The sequence below is a fragment of the Micromonospora sp. NPDC049102 genome (assembly GCF_043197485.1).
In the GTDB taxonomy this organism is placed as follows: Bacteria; Actinomycetota; Actinomycetes; order Mycobacteriales; family Micromonosporaceae; genus Micromonospora.
Window position 1 is genome coordinate 22,110 of sequence record NZ_JBICTE010000005.1, and the last position, 16,132, is coordinate 38,241.

Sequence of the window (16,132 nt, forward strand, 5' to 3'; positions counted from 1 at the left end):
CGGAGATTCCCAATCGACCTGGCCGTTTCGTCGCGGCAACGTAGGGTCATCGCCGTCTTTGTAGAAGTCGTCCAGGCACAGCACCGGCAGGCCGGTTTGCTGCGCAATGTACGACTTTCCGGAGCCTGAGGGGCCGGCGAGCAGGACGACGCGGTGGGGATTTTCCATTACCTTCAGTTACTCCGGCCAGACAGACTGCTATCAAATCGCATCAACATCTCATCACACCTTGAGCCGGTGACAACCTGGGCTTTCTTCTTGCCGGGCGTCGTGATGGAATCTCGGGGGTCCGACCCGCCGGGTCGGTCGCTGGGCGTTGCCCGGGGCAACGCGTTCAAGCTGTAATCGCGAGGGCGGTGACGTGAGCAAACGGCCAAAGACGGCGGGCTCCTTCCTGTCGCGACTGCGCCGGCCGGCCAGTCGACTCCGGGACATGCCGATCTGGTCCAAGCTCGGTCTCATCATGATCGTGCCGACCATCGCCACGGTCGTTGTGGGCACCAGTGGTCTCGTCGACCACCTGGACTCGCTCAACAATGCCAACCGGGCCGGCGACCTGGCCAACCTGTCGAGCTATTCGGGTGACCTGATCGACACCCTGCAGGACGAGCGGACCACCGCCGTGCTGCTGCTCCAGGCGACGGGTACCCAGCCGAAGGCGCAGTACCAGGAGGCCTACAACCGGGTGAACTCCCGGGTCGACCAGGCGACCGGTCCGTACCGGCAGCAGCGGGGCGACGTCGAGGACCTGCCGGGCAGCCTCGAAGGCCTGCTCGACGGCATCGACCAGAACCTCAAGGACCTGCCGGGCGTCCGCAGTCAGGTGTTCGCCGGCAAGCTCAAGCTCGCCGAGGCCGTCCAGGCGTACGAGGGTCTCATCAACGACCTGCTCGCCATCCGTGACTCGGCCACCCAGCTCGCCGGCAACAGCGACCTGAGCGACCGGATGCGGGCCGCCGCGGCCGTGGCGCGCGAGAAGGAGTTCCTCGCCGTCCGCCGGGTCGTCGTCCACCGGGCCCTCGGGGTGCAGGGCGGGCAGCGGCTGACTCCGGCACTGCGCACCGACTACATCGCCAGCGGCACCGGCCAGCAGCAGGCGCTGCAGAGCTTCAAGGCGGTCGCCAGCCCGGACGAGGCGAAGTTCCACGACCAGACGGTCGCCGGTGGTGACCGCCGTGAGGCGCAGAAATACACCGGCTGGATCGACGGCAACACCACCGGCGACATGCGCGGCGCTCCCTTCGGTCCGGACCAGTGGGACGCGGCCATGACGGCCAACGCCAAGCTGATCCGCTCCGTGGAGACCAAGCTTGACGGCGACGTGGTGGCCGAGGCCGACAACCTGCGTTCGGACGTCCAGCGTCAGGTGTTCCTGGAGACCGGCCTGCTGCTCAGCATGCTGCTGCTGGCCATCCTCTTCGCGTACCTGGTCGCCCGCTCGATGGCTCGCTCGCTGCGTGAGCTGCGTCAGGGCGCGCTCTCCGTCGCCCAGTACGGCCTGCCGCAGGCGGTGGCCCGACTGCGTGACCCGCAGGTCGTCGGGCAGCTCTCCCCGGTGCAGTTGGCCAACCAGATCGCCGAGCCGCTGCCGGTCCGCAGCAAGGACGAGTTCGGTCAGGTGACCGAGGCGTTCAACGCCGTCCACCTGGAGGCCGTCCGCACGGCCGCCGAGCAGGCGGCGCTGCGTGCCTCCGTCGCGACCATGTTCGTCAACCTGGCCCGTCGTTCGCAGATCCTGGTCGACCGCCTCATCGGGCACCTCGACCGGCTGGAGCGCGGCGAGGAGGACCCGGACCGGCTGGCCGAGCTGTTCCAGCTCGACCACCTGGCCACCCGGATGCGCCGCAACGACGAGAACCTGCTCGTTCTCGCGGGTGCCGACTCCACCCGCGTGCAGCGCGAGCCGGCGGCGCTCATCGACGTGCTGCGCGCGGCGCAGTCCGAGGTCGAGCACTACACCCGCATCGAGTTCGGTGTCATCGACCGGGACATCGAGGTCGCCGCGCACGCGGTCAACGACCTGGTGCACCTCGTCGCCGAGCTGTTCGACAACGCCACCGCGTTCTCCCCGCCGGACTCGCAGGTCATGGTCGAGGCCCGCCGGGTCGGTGACCGCGCCTCGCTCTACGTGGAGGACCGCGGCATCGGCATCAGCCGCGAGCAGCTGCACGAGCTCAACGACAAGCTCGCGACGCCGCCGCAGGTGGACGTGGCGGTCTCCCGGATGATGGGCCTGGTCGTGGTCGCCCGCCTGGCGTCGCGGCACGGCGTTCGTGTCGAGCTGCGCCCCGGCGCCGACCGTGGCACGGTCGCCGACGTCACCCTGCCGACCTCGGTGCTGGTGCCGCGGGCGCTCTCCGGCCGGGTGCAGCAGCCGCCGGCCCTTCCCGCCGCCGGCGGCCCGCAGTCCGCTGGGCCGTCGCCGGTCCTCGGCGCGCTGCCCGCGCTGGGCAACGGGTCACGCCCCGGCGAGTCCGGCAACCAGGTCACCCTCGGTGGTCGGCCGTTCGATCCGGCGTCGCGCAACGGTGCCGGTACGCCCGCCAACACGGGCGCGTACCGGTCGATGCCCGCCTGGTCGGACCTGACCGGTGCGAGCGCGACGAACGGCGTCAACGCGGGCGACGGGTTCACCCCCCGGAGCGCCAACGGGCAGACCATCGACCCGCTGCCGCAGCGTCGGGCCGGTGACGAGCCGAACGGCGGCCAGCAGCCGAACATCCCGCGGCAGCTTCCCAGCAGCCCGGAGGCGCACCCGTACTCCGCACCGCCGGTCTCCGCCCAGCCCTACTCCGCCCAGCCCTACTCCGGCGCGCCGGTCTCCGCCTCGCCGGCGTCCGGCCAGCCGTACTCCGGTCAGCCGTACTCGGGTGCGCCGTACGGCAACCCGCCGGTGTCCGCCGCTCCGGCCTCCGGTCAGCCGTACTCGGCGCCGCCGGCCTCCAGCCAGTCGTTCAGCGGCTTCACCCCCCGGTCCGCCCCGCCCGCTCCGGCACCCAGCGCTCCGGCGCCGCCGGCCTGGCCGCCGGTCCCCGGTGGCGAGCGGGACGCGCAGACCCCGCCTGTTCCCGAGCGGCTCGCCGCCGCACTGGACATGACGACGGAACTGCCCCGGGTGCCGCGACCCGGCGAACAGCCGACCACCGCGGTCCAGCCATTGGCCCCCGCGCCGCAGCCTCAGGCGCCGTCGGCCCCGCAGGCCCAGGCAGCGCCGGCACCGGCCCGTCCCGCGCCGCGGCAGCCGCAGGCCCAGAACCGCCAGCGGTACGCGGACGAGACCATGGAGCTGCCGATCTTCCGGGAGCTCGAGTCCGCCTGGTTCCGTACCCGTCGTCCGGGGTCGGAGGAGACCGTGACCGCTGCCGCGCCGTCGGCCAACGGCGGGGACGCGACCCAGCAGTTCGCCGCGGTCGATGCCAGCGGTCGGGCAGCCCACAAGACACCACCCGGGACGACAGGTAACACACCGATGGCAGACACTCCGACGGCCGGAGGAGCGCCGCGGGACAACGGGTCGACAGCGAACGGGGGCCCACGCCCCGGCCTCGCCGAGGGCCTGCCGAACCGTCGGCCCCAATCGCAGAGCAACGGCTGGCAGACCGCCGCCGACGACGGCTGGCGTGCGGCCTCGGCCGCGGCCACCGCGGCGCCGGTGAACGAGACCACCACGACCGGCCTGCCCAAGCGCAAGCCGATGGCGCAGCTGGTGCCGGGCGCGGTGGAGAAGCCCGCCACCTCGGTCCAGCGACGTTCCCCGGAGGCGGTCCGTGGCCTGCTCTCCGCCTACCACCGGGGCGTGCAGCGAGGGCGTAGCACCTCGGACAACCCGACCAGCCCGGAGGAGACTCCGGGAGGGCAGCAATCCTCGCAGTCTGGCTCAGGCCCAGCGGCCGGGAGCGGGCAGAAGGAGCAAGAAGGATGACAACTACGCAGGATCTTGGTTGGCTGCTGGCCAACTTCGCCGACCGGGTGCCGGGTGTCGCACACGCGGTCGCCGTCTCGGCGGACGGCCTGCTCCTCGCGTCGTCACGGGACCTGCCGCGGGACAGGGCAGACCAGCTCGCCGCGATCGCGTCCGGTCTGGTCAGCCTGACCCAGGGTGCGGCCCGCTGCTTCGAGGGAGGCGCGGTGTTGCAGACCGTCGTGGAGATGGACAATGGCTTCCTGTTCCTGATGTCCATCTCGGACGGCTCGTCCTTCGCCGTGCTGGCGGCCCGCAGCTCCGACGTCGGGCAGGTCGGCTACGAGATGGCGCTACTGGTCGACCGGGTGGGCGACGCCCTGACCCCGCAGCCGCGTGCGGCCGCGGGCATGCTGGGCTGACGCCTCGCCGATCGTGCGGTCGGCGCAACTGAAACGACAAGAACGACGAGTTCCACCGGTGGGAGCCGGTACGGGGTGCGAAGGAGGTGAGCGGCGACATGGCCGATCGTGACGAGCCGACCGGAGCGTTGGTCCGTCCATACGCCGTGACCCGTGGTCGAACCCGTCCCCGGCTCGACATCGCGCTGGAGGCGCTCGTCGAGACGACGGTGCGCGGCCGCACCGCTGCCAATGGCAACGGTGGTGGCCGTGAACACCAGTACATCGCCGCGCTGTGTGACGGACGCGTGCAATCGCTCGCCGAGATTGCGGCGCGGATGCAGCTGCCGCTCGGTGTGGCCCGGGTGCTCATCGCCGACATGGCGACGGACGGCCTGGTCGCGGTCCACGAGCCGACCATCCTGGACGACTCCGATGACGCGGTGGGCACTGAACTGCTGGAGAGGGTGCTGAGTGGACTTCGCAGGCTCTGACATGTCGCACCGCCCACCGAACCCGAGTGGGCGCGTGACGTCGGCGAAGATCGTTATCGCCGGTGGATTCGGCGTCGGCAAGACGACGCTGGTCGGCTCGGTCTCGGAGATCACGCCGCTGACCACCGAGGCCATCATGACCTCGGCCGGCGTGGGCGTCGACGACACCCGGCAGGTGCCGGGCAAGACGACGACCACGGTGGCCATGGACTTCGGCCGGATCTCGATCGACCGTGATCTGATCCTGTACCTGTTCGGTACGCCGGGTCAGACCCGATTCTGGTTCATGTGGGACGAACTGGTGCGGGGTGCGATCGGTGCGGTCGTGCTGGTGGACACTCGCCGGCTGGCCGACTGCTTCGCGGCGATCGACTTCTTCGAGCACCGACGGCTGCCGTACCTGGTGGCCATCAACTGCTTCGACGGGATGCAGTACCACGACCCGCAGGACGTCCGGGACGCCTTGGCGATCTCGAGCGACGTGCCGGTGGTGGCCTGCGACGCCCGTAACCGGGAGTCGACGAAGCACGTGCTGATCTCGCTGGTCGAGTACGTGCTCACCATGCGCCGTACGCGCGCCGTCGCCCCGGCCTGACCGGGAGCTTCCGCGCCCGGTGGTGGCCTTGGCCGCCACCGGGCGTCGAGTGCTTTCCAGGCAGCGGCGGCGGGGCCGCTTGCATACCCCCGTCCGCCCGCTGAGGCGCCCCAGGAGCGGTCCCGTCCCCGCTGGCCCGCAATCACCCCAGCCCTCGCGGCCCGCGTCTCGCCCAGCGCCGACCAGCGTCCTGTCTGCTGGTCGCGGGCAGCGCGTTCAATGGGTCCGGGAACGTTCGCAAACGTTTCGCGCCCTCCGTCTGCCAGACGGAGGGCGCGAAAACGACTCAGATGCGGGTGACGGTCAGGACTGGTAACCGGCGGATCGGTACTCGTACTCGCGGTCGTCGTCGCGGTCCCCGTGGTCGCGGCTGAAGTCCCACCCGCCGGCGGCCTCGCGGCCCGGACGGCCGCCCACCGCGAACCCGCCGATCTCCTGGCCACGCCGCCAGCCACGGAAGTAGCCCGTGGTGTTCTCCGCGAGGCTCGCCGCGTCACGCACTATCCGCAGCGGACGCTCCTCGCGCAGCGGGGAGCCCGGGACCAGGTTGGCCTGCGGGACGCGCTTCGGCAGACCGGCGTTGGTCTCGGCGCCGACCGCGGGGCGGGCGGCCTGCTCGGCGGCCTGCCAACCGGTGTCGGCCGTGGTCGACCAGTCCAGATCGGACTCTTCCTCGCTGTGGCCCACGAACCAGGCGGACTTGGCCTGCGCGAAGATCAGCAGATCACCGTCTCCCTCGTCGGCGACCGGCGGCGGCCGGTGCTCGACCGGGGGCGACGGCCGGTGCTCGACGGCCCGCTCGACGCGGGGCGCGGGACGGCCGTTGCGGGCAGCCTGCTCGCGGTCGACCAGCCGCAGTGGGGGAGTGTCCAGACGGGACTCCGCCGAGGGTGGGTTGAGACCTTCCCGCAGCGCCCGGTCCGCCAGCGGCGGCGGCTCGACCAGCCGCAGCATGGGGGGCTCCTGGGGCAGGTCGTCGGCCAGCCAGGGCGGCGTGACCCGCCCGTCGGCCCGGCCCGGTTCGGTCGGAGCCTCGACGCCGCGGTTGCCGCCGTACGGGTAGGCGACCGGGTTGTTCGGCGAGCTGTCGGCCGGGTCCTCCGGGTTGTTGACCAGGGGCCAGTTCGCCCGGGAGCCCGGAGGCGCGGACTCCTGCTCCGGCCGGGGAGCGGGCACCGGGATGCTGAGGTCGGTGACGCTGAAGCCGCCGGTGGGCGGATCCTCGACCGACGGCCGCTGCGGGTGGCTCTGCCGCTCGCCGTTGGTCTTCGGGCGGGGCGGGATGACCGTACGCTGCCGCTCGGCCCGAGCGCTGTTGATGGCGGCGGTGGTCAGCGTCGGCCGGAACGGCTCGCCCGCCTCGGCCGGCGGCACCGCGCCGCGCTGGGCCGGCGCGATCGGGGTGATGCCCGGGGGCGGGGGTGGCGGCGACGAGACCGGCCGGTTGGTCGGGCCGTCGATCCGGCTCGGCAGCGGTTCGCCGCGTCCGGGCGGCGGGGACACCAGCGGACCGGCCATCGCGGCCGGTGCGACAGGCGCGGGCGCGACCGGTGGCGGGGTGATCGGAGCGGGGGCTACCGGTGGCGGCCCGAGCGGTCGAGGCGACGCCAGGGGGGCGCTGCCCGGTGCCGGCTCCGGCCGGCTGCGCCGACCAGCGACGGGCGTGGGCTCGGCGGCGGCCGGGGCCGGTCGGACGGAGCGCAGGCCGGCGGCGGTGCCGGCGAGGCCGGTCAGCTCGCCGACCGCTTCGCCGCGACGGGCGGCGGCCCGGCGGCCGGGGGCCGGGGCAGGGGTGCTGACGCGCGCGCCGAGCGCGCTGACCAGCGCCTCGCAGCCGGCGTCGCAGGCTCGTACGGAGGCGACGGCCTGCCGGACCGTCTCGGCCACGGCGGAGGTGAGCGCCCGGTTGACGGCGGCGCGACGGGGCGTCTCCGAGATGGCGACCCGCAGCGCGGTGACCGCTTCGTTGATCTCTTCGGCGTCGGCGACACCGTCCGCCGCCAGGTGCGCGGCGATGGCGTCCGCGGCGACGGACACCTCGCGGCCACGGGCGATGGTGCCACCGAGCATGCCCGGCTCGGGCAGCGCGTCCAGGACGGCCAGCGACACCGGCTCGGCCGGGTCCGGGTATGCGCGCAGCGCCGCCGGGTAGAGCTCCCGCAGCACCTCGCGCAGCGCCACGGCGGCGGAGTGCCGCCCGCTGGCCAGGGCGGCGTGGGCGGCGAGCACCTGCTTGTAGCCGGCGAGGTCCCGGGGCGCCGGCAGCGTGACGGCGGAGAGAGCACCGGCCTGCAACGCGCGGGCCAGACCGACGGCCCTGCGCTCGGCCGGGGGTGACTGCATCTCCTCCAGCGAGTCGTCGTCGGCGAAGCGCTCGGCGAAGTCGTCCACCGAGTCGTCGTCGGCGATCGCGAGGGGTCGACCCGCCGCGCTCAACAGCGAGGTGACCGTGTGGTCGTCGCTGTCGGCGGCGATGGCCGCACCGCTCGGCCCGCCCGACCGCTCCACGAGCAGCGCGACGAGCTGGGCGTAGCCAGCCGCGTCGTCGCCGATCTCGCAGACATGCAGCAGACGGCCTGCGTCGTCGACCACAGCGGACGTCAGCGTCGAACCGGCCGAGGCCGGTCGGTCAGCCGAATCCGCCGAGGCCAGACCGCAGTACACGCGCACGAGCGCCACGGCGTCGTCCTCCTCCCGGGACAGGTCTTCCTACTGCCAGCAACTGATGCTCCCCGGTACGGGTCAGTCGCGCCAGTCCACCACCGCAGAGATCTTGCCGACAATGGTGCGCCAACCCAAACTCGCGGTTTGTGCCCCGATCTTCTTCAGGCGTCGCCGGCCCATGAAAGCGCCGATGCCACCGTTGACCGTGGCGCGCAGCGCCTCGTCGAGGTTGTCGAGGCTGGAGCCGGCGGAGAGCATGTCCAGGACCGCAGGCAGGCGCAACGCGTACGACACGTCGCGGGCGACCTCGCCGGCCTCGATCAGCAGGGTCGAATCCCAGGTGTCGTGGCCGCCCCGCAGGTTCTCCACGACGAGGTCGAGCTCGTACGTGTCCTCGTCGAGCGGCACGATGTCGGCTGGCTCCACCCGTTCGGACAATTCATTCCAGCTGTCCAGTTGGGACAGATCGTTGGGCGCGCCGGAACGGACGAAAGTGACCAGCGACTCGGGGGTCTTGAACAGCAGCAGCTTGCCCCGGTGGCTGAGGAAGACCGGCACCTCCTCGTCGGTGGCGTCCTCGTCCTCGTCGGTCGCGTCGGCGTCCTCGTCGGTCGCGTCTGCATCGGCGTCGCGGCGCCGGCGCGACGGCTCTTCCTCGTCGCTGTCGGCGAACTCCTCGGCCAGCTCCTCGTCGAGGATGACGACGGTCTCGTCGTCCTCCTCCTCGATGACCTGCCGGCGGGCGAGGAACGGGTCGTCCTGGTCGCGCTCGGTCACGTCGGTCGGGGTCAGCGATCCGGCCGGCCGGTACGCCCGCAGCGTGAAGCCTGTGCCCGCCGGTAGGGCGATCTCCACCGGGTCGATCCGCAGCTCTTCCCAGAGCGACCGGTCGGCCGCCGCGCGGGGGGTGTCGTCGGCCTCGTCGGCCTCGTCTGGCTCGGCCGGGCCGGTGGTGTCGTCGAGCTCGGGCTCGTCGGCGTCGGGCCGTTGGGGCGACTGGCGGGCCACGCTGACCTCCGTGTGCTTCGGGTTGCCCACCCGCCGGGGTCTCGACCGGCGAGTGACTCTGGGCACATACCCTAGTCGGCGACCCGGGAAGCCCGGAGCCCGCACCCCGGTGGCCGGCGGAGGAACCTCTCGTACCTGCGGGTGCGCGATGGTGGCGGACCGGCCCCCTGACAAGTAGCGTAGCTACACATGAAGGCCCAGTCGCTGCACGGTCACCTCGACGCCCTTCTGCTCGCCGTCCTCGAACAGGGCGCGCTGCACGGCTACGCCATCATCGAATCCCTGCGGACACGCAGTGACGGCAGTCTCGACCTGCCCACCGGCACGATCTATCCGGCGCTGCGCCGGCTGGAGCGCGCCGGGCACGTGGCGAGCACCTGGAGCACCGTCAACGGTCGCGAGCGGCGGACGTACCAGCTCACCGATCCCGGCCGCCGCGCACTGGCCGCGGAGCGGGCCGGATGGCAGGAGTTCCGGGTGACGGTCGGTCGGTTCCTCGACCCCGGCAGCCCGCCCGTCACCCCCGCCTGAGCGGCGATCGGGTCAGCGCGCGGTGGCCCGAACCCAGCCGCGCGCCGCGCGCGTCAGCGAGAAGTTCGCCGCACTCACCACCACCATGCCGACGATCATCGGCGGCCAGGTCAGCGCCGCGTCCCACATGTCGATCGACCACACGAAGAGGGCGCCACCGGCCGCCATGCCGAGGGCCAGCGCGCCGGTCAGACCGATGCCCACCGCTCGCTGCGCCACCGCCAGGTGGGGTCGCGGCGACCGCGCGCCCGCCCAGATCACCAGCAGGCCGGTCACCGCGAGCAGCAGCCCGCCGGCCCAGATCCAGTCGACAGTGGCGGACAGCAGCCGGTAGGCCGCGGGCGGTTGTGGGCCGGCGCTCCAGCTCGACCCGCGCCACGTGAGGTCGCCGGCCGCGACCAGGACCCCGGCCACGGCCAGCATCCGCAGGGAGAGGCCGCGCAGGGCGGCCACCGCCAGCTCCGCCTGCCAGGAGGGCAACACCTGCGCCGCCGAGCCGAACTCGGCCACCGCCCGGCGCTGCGCCTCGGTGGGCGGCAGACCACTCTCGCGGTACGCGTCGACGGCGTCCAGCAGGTCGTGGCGCGCCTCGGTCAACAGGTCGGACTTCAGCCGTGCCGGACCCTGCAACCGAGACTCCAGCTCCCGCAGGTGCTCGTCGACCAGGAAGTCCTCCGCGTGCCGCATGGCACCACCCTGCCACGGGCGCAACAGCACCCACGTCGGGGAGATCCCTGGTCCGTCCCCGAAACGCCTCAGGGGGCCAGCGCCAGGTACCCCCGCTCGGCGGCCGCCTGGAGAAGCCACTGGTTCCGGTACCAGCCGGGGACGGCGACCAACTCGGCGTGCCGGCCGCGCTGGATCACCCGACCACCGTCGAGGACGACGATCTCGTCGAGGTCGGCCAGCCCACTGAGCCGGTGACTGATCAAAAGGACCGTGTGCCCGACGGGGGTGGCGGCGAGAGCGGAGGCGAGTACCGCGTCGGCGGCGGCCGGGTCCAGCCCCTCGGTGGGCTCGTCGAGCACGAGCACCGGCGGTGCGGCGAGCAGTGCCCGGGCGAGCGCGAGCCGCTGCCGCTGGCCACCGGAGAGCTGCCCACCCTCCTCGCCGACCAGCGTGTCCCAACCGGCCGGCTGGGCGCGTACCCAGTCCAACAGGCCGGCGGCCGTCACCGCACCGGTCAGCTCGTCCTCGCTCGCCCCGGCCCGTCCGAGCAGCAGGTTCTCCCGGACTGTGGCGTGGAAGACGTACGCCTCGGCGAGTAGCCCACCGACGACGGAGGGCAGCGTCTCCTCGCCGTACGCGGACAGGTCGTGGCCGGCAAGGGTGACGTGGCCGGTGGTGGGCTGGACCGCCCCGGTGAGCACCGCGGCCAGGGTGCTCTTGCCGGCACCGCTCGGGCCGACGACGGCGATGCGGCGGCCCGCGGGCAGGTCCAGGTTCATCCGGTCCAGCGCCGGTGCGGCACCGGCCCGGTATCGGACGCTCACCTCGACGAAACGCAGGTCGTGCGGGCCGGCCGGGTCGGTCACCGGCGGAGCGGACGTGACCGTGGGCGTGTCGGCGTCGAGGAGGGCGGCGACCCGGGTCAGGCCGGGCCGCAACTGGGTCCACTGCCGGGCGGCCGAGACCAGGGCCAGCGCCACCTCCACGGCGGCCAGGGTGCCGACGGCCAGCACCCCGACGAGAACGCCCCGTACGTCGGCGGCCAGCGCGACCAGCACCACGGCGGCGGCGGTCAGGCCGGCGACCAACACCCCGACCGCGTCCACCGCGAAGCCCGTGGCCGCCAACCGGCGTTCCAGGCGCGCCAACCGGTCGGCCCGCTGCACGGCGGCGCGCAGTGCGGCGTCGGTCGCCCCGAACGCCGCCAGGTCGGCGGCACCGTGGGTGAGGTCGACGGCGTCGGTGGCCAACGCGCCGCGCAGGGGCGCCACCTCGGCCGCGCTGCGCCGGGTGACCACGGTGGCCAGCGCCGGCAGCGCCACACCGGCGACGACCAGCCCGACGGCGAGCACACCGGCTGCCGGCGGTGAGATAAGCGTCGCCCCGATCACCGCCAGCACACCGACCAGGGCCGCCGCCGCGCCCGGCACCAGGACCCGCAGCAGCAGGTCCTGGACCGCCTCGACGTCGGAGACCAGCCGGCTCAGGACGTCCCCCGAGCGGTGTGGGGAGTGTCGACGGGCCGCGAGGGTGCCGAAGACCCGGGCGCGTACGTCGGTGATCATGCGAAGGACGGCGTCGTGCCCGGCGAGCCGTTCGCTGTAGCGGAAGACGCCCCGGCTGATGGCGAGGGCGCGGACGGCGACGATCGCCACGGTGAGCCGGTCCAGGGGCGGCTGACCGGCGGCGCTCATCAGCAACCACGTCGCGGTGGCCATCAGGGCGAGCCCGGCGAGCTCGGTGGCGGCGGCGAGCAGCCCGGCGCCGGCCAGGCGACCCAGGTACGGGCGGGCCAGCCGCAGCACGGCACGCTCGGCGGCGATCCTCCCGGTCGGTGGCGCGTCGGCGTCCGGCCCGACGGTCACCGGCTCCCGCGTGCTGCTCATCGGGTCGCCTCCCCGGTCGGTACGGGCGTCAGCTCGGTGACCCTGCCGTCCTCGACCCGCAGGATGCGGTCGGCGTCGGCCAGCAGCGCCGGCCGGTGCGCGACAAGCAGCGCGGTGCGTCCCGCGACCAGCCGGCGGGTGGCGTCGAGCACCACGGCCTCACTGGCCGTGTCCAGCCGCGCGGTGGGCTCGTCGAGCAGCACGACCGGCGCGTCCCGCAGGAACGCCCGGGCCAGCGCCACCCGCTGCCGCTGGCCGCTGGAGAGGCCGTGGCCGCGCTCGCCGAGCAGTGTGTCCAACCCGGCGGGCAGGCCGGCGACCACGTCGTCCAGGGCCGCGTCGCGCACCGCGGTGGCGACGGCCCGGGGCGGGGTGTCCGGTGCGCCGAGGCGGATGTTGTCGGTCAGCGTGGCGGCGAACAGGTGGGCGCGCTGCGGCACCCAGGCGACGTGTCGACGCCAGGCGTCCAGGTCGACGGTGGCGAGGTCGACCCCGTCGACGGTGACCCGACCGGCGGTCGGCGTCACGAAGCCGAGCAGCAGACCGAGCAGGGTGCTCTTGCCGGCGCCGCTGGGCCCGATCACGGCGATCCGCTCGCCGGGTCGGATGGTCAGTGTCACGTCGCGCAGCGCGGTGGTCCGCTCGTACGCCACGGTCACCGCCTCGAGGTGGATCTCACCGCGCCCGTCGGGGACGGCCGCGGCCTCGGCGGAGCGGGGGTTGCCGGGGGCGGCTGAGACGGTGAGCGCCTCGTCCAGCGCCGTCAGCCCCTCCATGCTGGCGTGGAAGCGGCTGCCGGCGGCCCGCAGCGGCAGGTACGCCTCCGGCGTGAGCAGCAGCACCAGCAGCGCGGTGTGCAGCGCCAACCCGCCGCCGAGCAGCCGGATGCCGACCGGCACCGCGACCAGCGCCACCGAGAGGGTGGCGACCAGCTCCAGCACCAGCGCGGAGAGGAACGCGATCCGCAACGTCTTCATGGTGGCGGCCCGGTGCCCGTCGGCCATCCGGCGCACCACCTCGGTCTGTGCCCGGGCCCGCCCGAACGCCCGCAGGGTCGGCAGCCCGGCGACCATGTCCAGGAAGTGTCCGCCCAGCAGGGAGAGCCGCCGCCACTGCCGTTCGGTGGCGGCCTGCGCCTGCCAGCCCAACAGCGCCCCGAAGACCGGGATCAGCGGCAGCGTCAACGCGATGATCAACGCCGAACTCCAGTCGGCGAGGACGATCCGCGCCAGCACCGCCACCGGCACCGTCACGCTGAGCACCAACTGCGGCAGGTATCCGGTGAAGTACGCGTCCAACGCGTCCAGCCCACGGCCGGCCAGGGTGGCCAACTCGCCGGCCCGCTGGCCCGCCACCCAGCCCGGCCCGTGCCGGCCCACCGCCCCGAGCAGGTCGGCCCGCAACGTGGCCTTGACCGTGGCGGCGACCCGCGCGGACACCGTGCCCTGCGCCCAGACCAGCGCCGACCGGGCGGCGACCGCGAGCACGAGACCCGCCAACGCCGGCCGGTTCAGGCGCCCGTCGAAGGCGCTCGCGAGCACCGTCGCCAACGCCGTGGCCTGCGCGACGATCAACGCGGCGGCGAGCACGCCGAGGATCGCGAGCACGGCGAGATCGCGCCGGGCCGCGGGGACCCGACGCAGGAGACGCGGGTCGAAGGGACGGCGGTTCACCAGTACACCGGTGCCCCGCCGTCGGTCCGTCCCCGGAAAACCCACCAGCACATCGCCTGGAAGCCTAGTAGGGCCGGCAGCAGCGGCAGCGCCACCCAGCCGAGCAGCCGCAGCGTCGGCGCGCTGGCGGCGGCGTCGGCCACTCGCAGCGAGGCCTCCGGGTCGGCCGTGGACACCAGCACGTAGGGCCACAGGGCCGCGCCGACCAGCGCCACCGGCAGCGCGAGGGCCGCGCCGGTGGCGATCAGCGCCCACCCCGGCCGCCGCAGCGCCAGCGCCGCCCGGGCCGCCAGCAGCGCCGCCACCAGCAACACCGGCAGGAGTACGGCCACCGCCGGTCGCTGGACGGCGTCGCGTACCCGGGAGGAGAGCAGGCCCGCGACGGTGGCCAGGGCGACCGCGCAGAGTGCCACCGGCACCAGCCGGCGGGCCGTGCGGCCGGCCACGGCGGCGGCATCGGCCGGCAGTCGCAGCGTGAGGAAGGCCGCACCGTGCACCGCGACCAGGGCGAGCATGGCCAGCCCGGCGGCCGCGGCGAACGGGGTGGCCAGGTGCGCGATCCCCGCGACGTGCCCGTCGGCCTGACGGGGTACGCCCTGCAACAGCGCGGCGAGCACCACTCCCCAGCCCAGCGCGGCGAGCGCGCTGCCGACGACGATGACCCGGTCCCAGCGGGCGCGGACCCGTTCGTCGCTCGGCCGGCTGCGCAGTTGCACGCCAGCGGTGACCAGGATGACGCCGACCAGCGCGCCGGCGACCGCCGGGTAGCAGCCGGCGAGCAGTTCGCCCTCCAGCACCGGGAACGCGCCGAACAGGATGCCCACGGCGGCGACCAGCCAGACCTCGTTGCCGAGGAAGAACGGGCCGAGGGCGGTGAGCGCGGCCCGCCGCCCGGCCGGGGTGCCGCCCCGGGCGAGCAGCAACCCGACGCCGTAGTCGTAGCCGGCGAGCACCAGGTAGCAGGCGAAGAAGAGGCCGAGCAGGGCGTACCAGACGAGGTCCACGGGTGAGTCTCCTCAGGCGAGCACGGGTTCCGGCTGGGCCGGTTCGGTGGGTGGTGCCGGCGGGCGGCCGAGGGCCGGGTCGACGGCCCCGCGGCCCGCGTGACGGGCGAGCAGCACCCAGTTGGTGACGGCGAGGGTGCCGAGCAGCAGGCTGAAGCCGATCAGCGAGGTGAGCATCACCGGCGCGCCGACTCCGGAGACGGCCTGCTCGGTGGGGAGCAGCCCGTACGCCACCCAGGGCTGGCGGCCGACCTCCCGGGCGATCCAGCCGAGGATCACCGCGACGAACGGCAGCGGTGCGCCGAGCAGGATCAGCCAGAGCGGGAAGCGCAGCCGGATGATCCAGTCGCGAAAGAGCAGGGGCAGCAGGAACCAGACGCAGCCGAGCGTGAAGCCGATCAGGATCATGAAGCCGAGCCCGACGCTGGCCAGTACCGGCGGGGTGTAGTCGCCGGGGCCGAACCGCGTCGTCCACTCGCCGATCAGCGCCTGCGCCTCGGGGCTGTCCCCGCCGAACTTGGTCGGTTGTACCGCCCCGACCGGCCCGAACTGGGCGAAGCCGAAGCCCTGCACCAGGCTGATCGCCAGCGCGGCGGTGACCAGGCCGATCCGCAACGAGGTGCGAAAGAGCGCGAAGTCGGGCGTACGCCGGATCAGGTGCCACGCGCTGACCGCCGCCATCAGCATCCCGCCGACCAGGAGCGCCGCGGAGACCACGTGCCCGAACGCCATGCCGAGACTGGGGTTGGTGAGCAGCGCGCCGAAGTCGGTGAGGTGGGCGATGCCGTCGTGGACCTCGTACCCGACCGGGTGTTGCAACCAGGAGTTGGCCACCATGATCCAGAAAGCCGAGGCGTACGCGGTGAGCGCCACGCCCCAGAGCAGCGTCAGGTGGACGCCCTTGCCGAGGCGGTGCCAGCCGAAGATCCACATGCCGAGGAACGTGGACTCCAGGAAGAACGCCACGAGCGTCTCGATCGCCAGCGGTGCGCCGAAGACATTGCCGACGTAGCGCGACAGGCCACTCCAGTTCAGCCCGAACTGGAACTCCATCACGATGCCGGTGGCGATGCCGAGCACGTAGTTGATCACGTAGAGCTGGCCCCAGAACCGGGTCAGCCGCTCCCACTTCGGATTGCCGGTGAGCACCCAGGCGGTCTGCATGCCGACCAGCAGGGTGACGAGCCCGAGGGTGACGACCACGAACAGGAAGTGGATCGACGTCGTGGTGGCGAACTGGAGGCGAGCGAGGAGCAGCGTGTCCATGGCCGGCTCTTTCGTGGCTGTTGGCTCCCTTGTCGTAGCA

Annotated in this window: 12 protein-coding genes; 5 read left to right on the forward strand and 7 right to left on the reverse strand. The window is 73.4% G+C overall.

Annotation, left to right across the window (positions count from 1 at the left end):
* Positions 1–361 precede the first annotated feature (361 nt).
* From ACGFH9_RS07575 to ACGFH9_RS07590, 4 genes are all read left to right on the forward strand, one after another.
* Complete coding sequence (locus ACGFH9_RS07575) at positions 362–3,922, forward strand: nitrate- and nitrite sensing domain-containing protein (RefSeq protein ID WP_393216663.1); 3,561 nt, start codon at positions 362–364, stop codon at positions 3,920–3,922.
* Positions 3,919–4,323, forward strand: coding sequence for a roadblock/LC7 domain-containing protein (locus ACGFH9_RS07580; RefSeq protein ID WP_007455462.1), 405 nt, complete (start codon positions 3,919–3,921; stop codon positions 4,321–4,323). The genes ACGFH9_RS07575 and ACGFH9_RS07580 overlap by 4 nt, the downstream gene beginning before the upstream one ends.
* A 98-nt stretch (positions 4,324–4,421) precedes the next feature.
* Positions 4,422–4,796: a DUF742 domain-containing protein gene (locus ACGFH9_RS07585; RefSeq protein WP_124820399.1), complete on the forward strand. Its 375-nt coding sequence runs from the start codon at positions 4,422–4,424 to the stop codon at positions 4,794–4,796.
* A 1-nt stretch (position 4,797) separates the two neighbouring features.
* On the forward strand, positions 4,798–5,391 hold the full coding sequence (locus tag ACGFH9_RS07590; RefSeq protein ID WP_007455465.1) for an ATP/GTP-binding protein: 594 nt from the start codon (positions 4,798–4,800) through the stop codon (positions 5,389–5,391).
* Between the two features lie 303 nt (positions 5,392–5,694).
* Here the strand turns inward: ACGFH9_RS07590 and ACGFH9_RS07595 are convergent, their stop codons facing one another.
* The gene (locus ACGFH9_RS07595; RefSeq protein ID WP_393217008.1) at positions 5,695–8,094 is read right to left on the reverse strand and encodes a transposase; all 2,400 of its coding nucleotides are present in this window, start codon (positions 8,092–8,094) and stop codon (positions 5,695–5,697) included.
* Positions 8,095–8,133: 39 nt separating this feature from the next.
* The gene (locus tag ACGFH9_RS07600; protein WP_393216666.1) at positions 8,134–9,093 is read right to left on the reverse strand and encodes a DNA primase; all 960 of its coding nucleotides are present in this window, start codon (positions 9,091–9,093) and stop codon (positions 8,134–8,136) included.
* 159 nt (positions 9,094–9,252) lie between these two features.
* Between ACGFH9_RS07600 and ACGFH9_RS07605 the strand changes: the two genes are divergently transcribed.
* Positions 9,253–9,594, forward strand: coding sequence for a helix-turn-helix transcriptional regulator (locus tag ACGFH9_RS07605; protein ID WP_355246094.1), 342 nt, complete (start codon positions 9,253–9,255; stop codon positions 9,592–9,594).
* A 12-nt stretch (positions 9,595–9,606) separates the two neighbouring features.
* Here the strand turns inward: ACGFH9_RS07605 and ACGFH9_RS07610 are convergent, their stop codons facing one another.
* The 5 genes from ACGFH9_RS07610 to ACGFH9_RS07630 all read right to left on the reverse strand — a co-directional run bounded on the left by ACGFH9_RS07610 (position 9,607) and on the right by ACGFH9_RS07630 (position 16,092).
* The gene (locus ACGFH9_RS07610; protein ID WP_355625702.1) at positions 9,607–10,281 is read right to left on the reverse strand and encodes a permease prefix domain 1-containing protein; all 675 of its coding nucleotides are present in this window, start codon (positions 10,279–10,281) and stop codon (positions 9,607–9,609) included.
* A 68-nt stretch (positions 10,282–10,349) separates the two neighbouring features.
* Complete coding sequence (gene cydC / locus ACGFH9_RS07615; RefSeq protein ID WP_393216668.1) at positions 10,350–12,149, reverse strand: thiol reductant ABC exporter subunit CydC; 1,800 nt, start codon at positions 12,147–12,149, stop codon at positions 10,350–10,352.
* The gene (gene cydD, locus ACGFH9_RS07620) at positions 12,146–13,822 is read right to left on the reverse strand and encodes a thiol reductant ABC exporter subunit CydD (RefSeq protein ID WP_393216670.1); all 1,677 of its coding nucleotides are present in this window, start codon (positions 13,820–13,822) and stop codon (positions 12,146–12,148) included. Before cydD ends, cydC begins: the two co-directional genes overlap by 4 nt.
* The gene (locus ACGFH9_RS07625) at positions 13,819–14,826 is read right to left on the reverse strand and encodes a cytochrome d ubiquinol oxidase subunit II (RefSeq protein WP_393216672.1); all 1,008 of its coding nucleotides are present in this window, start codon (positions 14,824–14,826) and stop codon (positions 13,819–13,821) included. Before ACGFH9_RS07625 ends, cydD begins: the two co-directional genes overlap by 4 nt.
* A gap of 12 nt (positions 14,827–14,838) precedes the next feature.
* The gene (locus tag ACGFH9_RS07630; RefSeq protein WP_393216674.1) at positions 14,839–16,092 is read right to left on the reverse strand and encodes a cytochrome ubiquinol oxidase subunit I; all 1,254 of its coding nucleotides are present in this window, start codon (positions 16,090–16,092) and stop codon (positions 14,839–14,841) included.
* Positions 16,093–16,132: the final 40 nt, after the last annotated feature.

What these genes read in the sequence shown, in the direction of transcription:
- cydC (WP_393216668.1), bottom strand. Translation starts at nt 12,149, where the DNA reads ATGAGCAGCACGCGGGAGCCGGTGACCGTCGGGCCGGACGCCGACGCG.
- ACGFH9_RS07610 (WP_355625702.1), bottom strand. Translation starts at nt 10,281, where the DNA reads ATGCGGCACGCGGAGGACTTCCTGGTCGACGAGCACCTGCGGGAGCTG.
- ACGFH9_RS07580 (WP_007455462.1), top strand. Translation starts at nt 3,919, where the DNA reads ATGACAACTACGCAGGATCTTGGTTGGCTGCTGGCCAACTTCGCCGAC.
- ACGFH9_RS07605 (WP_355246094.1), top strand. Translation starts at nt 9,253, where the DNA reads ATGAAGGCCCAGTCGCTGCACGGTCACCTCGACGCCCTTCTGCTCGCC.
- ACGFH9_RS07630 (WP_393216674.1), bottom strand. Translation starts at nt 16,092, where the DNA reads ATGGACACGCTGCTCCTCGCTCGCCTCCAGTTCGCCACCACGACGTCG.
- ACGFH9_RS07590 (WP_007455465.1), top strand. Translation starts at nt 4,798, where the DNA reads ATGTCGCACCGCCCACCGAACCCGAGTGGGCGCGTGACGTCGGCGAAG.
- ACGFH9_RS07585 (WP_124820399.1), top strand. Translation starts at nt 4,422, where the DNA reads ATGGCCGATCGTGACGAGCCGACCGGAGCGTTGGTCCGTCCATACGCC.